Source organism: Protofrankia sp. Cas3, assembly GCF_963555955.1.
In the GTDB taxonomy this organism is placed as follows: Bacteria; Actinomycetota; Actinomycetes; order Frankiales; family Frankiaceae; genus Protofrankia.
The window spans coordinates 1-4,890 of record NZ_CAUVXP010000198.1 but is presented as its reverse complement, the minus strand read 5'-3'; the positions used below and the strand labels follow the sequence as shown (position 1 = coordinate 4,890).

7 protein-coding genes and 2 pseudogenes are annotated in these 4,890 nt (G+C 65.4%); 2 read left to right on the top strand and 7 right to left on the bottom strand.

Going from position 1 to position 4,890, the window contains the following annotated elements:
• The 5 genes and pseudogenes from U9983_RS28145 to U9983_RS24560 form a co-directional block, all read right to left on the bottom strand.
• Nucleotides 1-123 (bottom strand): AAA family ATPase (locus U9983_RS28145; protein ID WP_416211520.1); only part of this gene is annotated, 123 nt, incomplete at its 3' end.
• A gap of 238 nt (nt 124-361) precedes the next feature.
• On the bottom strand, nt 362-619 hold the full coding sequence (locus U9983_RS24575) for a hypothetical protein (RefSeq protein ID WP_322756287.1): 258 nt from the start codon (nt 617-619) through the stop codon (nt 362-364).
• A gap of 484 nt (nt 620-1,103) precedes the next feature.
• Nucleotides 1,104-1,490 (bottom strand): type II toxin-antitoxin system VapC family toxin, encoded by a 387-nt coding sequence (locus tag U9983_RS24570; RefSeq protein ID WP_322756286.1) that lies wholly within the window; start codon nt 1,488-1,490, stop codon nt 1,104-1,106.
• Nucleotides 1,487-1,753: a hypothetical protein gene (locus U9983_RS24565; RefSeq protein WP_322756285.1), complete on the bottom strand. Its 267-nt coding sequence runs from the start codon at nt 1,751-1,753 to the stop codon at nt 1,487-1,489. Before U9983_RS24565 ends, U9983_RS24570 begins: the two co-directional genes overlap by 4 nt.
• Nucleotides 1,754-2,408: 655 nt before the next feature.
• A pseudogene (locus U9983_RS24560) lies at nt 2,409-2,702 on the bottom strand (DDE-type integrase/transposase/recombinase); the annotation flags it as partial.
• A 195-nt stretch (nt 2,703-2,897) separates the two neighbouring features.
• Here U9983_RS24560 and U9983_RS24555 point away from each other — a divergent pair.
• On the top strand, nt 2,898-3,209 hold the full coding sequence (locus U9983_RS24555; protein WP_322756284.1) for a hypothetical protein: 312 nt from the start codon (nt 2,898-2,900) through the stop codon (nt 3,207-3,209).
• Nucleotides 3,206-3,691: a hypothetical protein gene (locus U9983_RS24550; RefSeq protein WP_322756283.1), complete on the top strand. Its 486-nt coding sequence runs from the start codon at nt 3,206-3,208 to the stop codon at nt 3,689-3,691. The genes U9983_RS24555 and U9983_RS24550 overlap by 4 nt, the downstream gene beginning before the upstream one ends.
• Before the next feature lie 111 nt (nt 3,692-3,802).
• Here the strand turns inward: U9983_RS24550 and U9983_RS24545 are convergent.
• Together U9983_RS24545 and U9983_RS24540 are read right to left on the bottom strand one after the other, a co-directional pair.
• A pseudogene (locus U9983_RS24545) lies at nt 3,803-3,975 on the bottom strand (Uma2 family endonuclease); the annotation flags it as partial.
• Between the two features lie 245 nt (nt 3,976-4,220).
• Nucleotides 4,221-4,877: a cation transporter gene (locus U9983_RS24540; protein ID WP_322756282.1), complete on the bottom strand. Its 657-nt coding sequence runs from the start codon at nt 4,875-4,877 to the stop codon at nt 4,221-4,223.
• Between the last annotated feature and the right edge of the window lie 13 nt (nt 4,878-4,890).

Here is a 4,890-nt window from a genome sequence, read left to right as displayed (position 1 = left end):
CTGGGTGGCGGAGGTCTTCCCGCTGTTGTTGGCGCCGACGAATATTGTCGTCTTTTCGTCGAGGTCGACCGACACGTTCTTTAGCCGCCGGAAGTTCCGGACGGCGAAACTCCTGAGATGCACCGTGCCCCCCGTGGCGTCTGGCGACTTGGACCTGTCAGCCGCTGTACGCGAGACCCGCCAGGCGCGGAGCTACATGAGCGCGGCCCGCTATACCTGCATAGTACTTCGCGATCGTCGCAGATCTGTGACGGGCAGTAGCTGTTGGGTATATCGTGTGCGGTCGATGTGTCACGCTTGATGCTGTCCACGGTGGTTCTGGTGCTGCCACGGTGAGGCGTCCAATGGCGAGTGGCTGGCGCTAAAACGGCGTGATACGTCCTCGGTGAAGTGTCGTCCATTCGCCATCCTCACCTCGCATCTGATAGTCGGGTGGATTTTCCATCGCCGCCACGGACGGATAGTAGACCGTCGCTGCACGGCAACCGTCGTCCGTCTCGCTATCGACAGCAATCCGCATCTCGTGCGTGAGACCAACCCATCCCCACAGTGCCAGCAGATCGGTGAGTTGCCGACCGTCCCGCAGTTGCACGTAGCCGGGAACCTCTTCATCTGGCATTGGATATATTCCACGCGCATCTGCCGTTCCCTGGCAGGAGTTAGTTGTCTCGATACCGTGCGACCACGCAAGTTCAAGGTATGGCGCCAAGGACTCATCTACATAAGCCCTCATTCCGCCTGCGTCCGCGATGATTTGCCTATGCGCGTCGCCGACATAAACCGGCCGACGACGTTGCCTTGCTGTTCGACTCGGGAATAACCACAACCGCCTCATGTCGAGATCTTATCGCAGCCCACCTTGTCACAGCTACGACATCCATGCCGAACCCGTCAACCTGTACGAGACGGGAGTGTCTAATTAACTAACGGTGGATCGCCTGTGGTGCCGGAAACCGGGTTCGGGTCATGCTGTCTGTCCGCATCCGTGGATGAGCCCTGTGGATGCCCGAAACTCGTCCGCCGGTTTTAGGTAGGTGCTTTGCCGGTCACCGCGATCGATATGGACGGCCATGACCGTGGCGACGGTACGGGGTTGTTGGCCGCTAAACCTTGATGATCGTGAATGGTCGGGCGTTCGGGAGGTGTCCGGCCAGATGTTGAAGATCCCCTGGGTCGGATGTGTACACCACCCCACCGTGACGGGCGGCTAACAGAACGACGATCGCGTCGACCCCGTCACTGGTACGGGAACGACCTAACAGTTCCCCGACAGCGCGTGCTGCCGTCTGGTCGACCGGTTCGACCAGACAACCACGGAGCAGTCGCGCGAGGCGTGCCTGCCGCGCCCCGTCCCGCCAGACCTGCCAGATGACCGGCGCCGGGACCACGGGGGGGACGCCGCCGGCCAGTGCCTTGATGTGGCGGGCCCACATGCGTTCGTCGTCACGTTCGCCAGCGACGAGGGCGCCGGCGTCATAGAGCAGGTTCACGCGGTTCGGCGAGGGAGTATGCCCGCGTCTTCCAGCTCACGTTGGGCCTCGTCGAGGATGTTCTGTGGGAGAGGGCCATGTTCGGCCTCCCACTCGCGGGCGGCTGCCAGACCATCCGCGATGACCGCTTGCCGGTCGAGTCGCTCCACGATCGCTTCGCGTACCCACGCAGACAACGATGTCCCCGCGCTGCGGGCGGCGTCTTCGGCGCGGGCACGGAGATCGTCACCGAGGTACAGCGGAGTCGATGTCGTTCTGACCATGCCTACCAGCATATCCCGATGCGAATCGCATGCGAATCTACTCCCATCGGGGTCGGCTCCCGCGGATATGGTGCCGGTGCGACTGGACCCGAAACTGCGGGCAGCGCTCACCGTACGGGCAGCTGCCGATCGCACGAACACCAACGACGTCATCCACCAGACACCCCGAGCCTGGCTCAACGTCGCATAGACGTCGACTACCACGGGTGACGCATGTGATCGTCTGTATCTGACGAAACGATGGGTGCTGTGGGCTCATTGCGGGTGCGGGCGTTGCGAACCTGACCGGCAGTGCCCGGCACCCGCTGGCACCTGAAATTGCCCTGGCCTGCACGTTCGGGCATTCTCGGGTTCGGGCGGACATGTTCCGGCACGTATTCCAACGTTCTTTTAATCTGCGGGTTCAGGGTTCGATCCCCTGGCGGCCCACATCCGATCATGGTTGTGACCTGCGGTGATCTCGCTTTCTTGATCGACCAAAGAAGATCCTTTGGAGGTTATGGGCTCAATGCGGGCTCAAACCGCACGATCTTGTTCGCCGGGTGATCGTATGGGCTCAACACCTTGATCCATTTAGTGACGTTACGTGCCTGCCTACGGGTAGCCCGATACCCGACTCGGACACACCCTGGTGATGTGCTCCGAGTGGTGCCGTGGACACTGCGAGCTCGGAGAAGGCTGCCGCGAGTCGGCGTCGCGGCTCGGCGTCGCTTCCGAACTCGTAGTGTCCGCGGCGGATGTTCTGGATCAAGGCGTGTCCGGAGCCGACTATCTGGGCTGAGCGGTGACGCTTCAGTCCGCGCATCGGCCGAAGCCGCGCTTTTAACCTTCCATGATCGGTCTCGATCGGGTTGTTCGCATACTGGGCGATGACATGGTGGGCGGCGGGGAGTTGCTCGTCGAGGACCCGCGGGTAGGCCGCGGCCCGGTCGGCGTCGATCAGCAGCGGCGGGAACCGGAACCCCGCGAACTCCGAGGCAGCCGCAGCCGGCAGACGAACACGACGACGACGCATCACCCGATCATCCCCGATCATCCCCGATCGGCCACCCCGGCCGCCGCGCCCGGCCAACGCAACAGTGCCCGACTTCCCGCACCCCACAGGGCGCACAGGCGGCGTAATACGACGTGTTACGATGGCGGCATGGCGAATATCCGGTTCACGATCTCGACGGCCTCCGACGTCCAGGCCTCCATCAGAATGCACGCCGAGACGGCAGGCATGGACGTGTCCGCCTACATGATCGCGGCGGCCGTCGCGCAGATGGCCCGCGATGATGCCGCCACTGCCGCCTTCGCGGCACTCGACGCACGTAACCGAACTGCCCTGGAGGATGCGGCAGACCTTCCCGAGGCGGACCTGCCTTCGTTCGACGCGCTGACCACGGACAACCAGGCCCTCGTCCACCGGGTCCTGGCCAGCGCGCTTGGATCGGATGCCGCGAGCGTCGCATGATCGCCCGGACCGTCGTCTACGACGCCGGGATGCTCGTGGCGCTCCTGCGCGACAGCCCTGCGGCGCGGCTGCTGCACCACGGCCTACGCGCCGCGCCGCACCGGCCGGTTCTCATCGGCCCGGTCCTCGCTCAGGCGTGGCGACCGGACCCGAAGACGGTCCACGCCTTCAGCCAGTACCTCAAGGACTGCACCGTGCCGCAGACCCGGGACAGCGCGCCACCCATGCGCCGCGCGGCGAACGTCCCCACCGGCTGCGTCGCCTGCGCGAGAACCTTCACCCTCGACTCGTACAAACGAGCAGGCGCCATGCTCGCCGAGGCCACGCTTCCCACGAAGAAGCGACCGGACGTCATCGACGCCCTGGTCGTCATCACAGCCGCTCTTCACGGACCCGCGCAGATCCTCACCAGCGACCCCGACGACATCGCCGCCTACACTGCCACACTCGACCACGCCGACATCCTCGTCGAGGCAATCTGAGCGGTCTGCCCTGTTTTGTCACTCCCGCAGGCGGTGCGAATCCACGGACTTGCACCCCTCACGGTGCCGGGGGTGACCAGCCGGTGCCCGCAGCCGTCTCTGCAGGCGTCGTTACAGCCGACTAATGTTAATCTTGACTGGGAAGGGTGCGCCGGCGTCGACGACGTCCGTGAAGACCTCACCGGCACGGTACGTCCTGGTTGCCGGGTCGAGGACGTAGGTACAGACGACCGGGACGCCGGCGGGGGCTGCTCGACCCGCCAGTAGTACGAGATCCGGACCTTCGGCCTGGCCGACCCTGCCGCCGTGCGGGACGGTCTCACCGGCATCACCGTGCTCCTGAACTGCGCCGGGCCCTTCGACCGCACGACTATTAAGGTTCCTGGCTGCCGTCGCTTGACCTTCCAGGCGACTCGAAGGTTTACGGTCGCGGCCATGAGCGAGTACCGCATCTCCGAGCTTGCCGACCGGACCGGATTCCCCGCTCTCGGCGACCGGCCGGACCGGGGCTGTCGACGGGCGTGATGAGTCAGCGATCGGCGGTGACGATTCCCCGTACCTCACGCACGGCGTAGAAGACAAGCACATAGCCCGCCAGCGGGTCGGCCCACCACCAGCCGAGGCCAGCGTTGAGGGCCAGGCCGGCGAGCACAGCCACGGCCAGGACACCGTCGACAAAGGTGACCCGGCCCTCGGCGGACAGCACCGGGTTGTCCAGCGCCGCGCCGGTGTGTGCCTTGCCCGCAGCAAGGATGACCATCACCACCGCGGTGATCGCGGTCCAGGCGATGCCGGCCGGGCTGTGGCGGGGACGGTAGCCAGCCGCCAGCACCACGGTGGACTCGATGACCAGATACAGGGCGAGCCCGGCGAACGCGGCCCCGATCAGGCGCAGCGCCCGGCGTTCACGGTCCTGCCCGGTGCCGGACAGTTCCCAGATCACCACGGTGGACGCGCCGATCTCGATGAGCGAGTCCAACCCGAACCCGGCCAGGGCCACCGACCGGGCCGCGACCGCGGCCAGCGTCAGGACGACGATCCCGACCGCATTCCAGCCCAGCGTGACGTACTCCAAGGCGAGACCTTGACGCAGTAGCACCGGTCGGCCGGTCCCGTCCGCGGCTGCCACCCGCGCAGTGTTCCAGACCGGTGCCCGGTCCCGCGCGGAAAGTCGGAACGGCGGCATTGATCGTTATCAA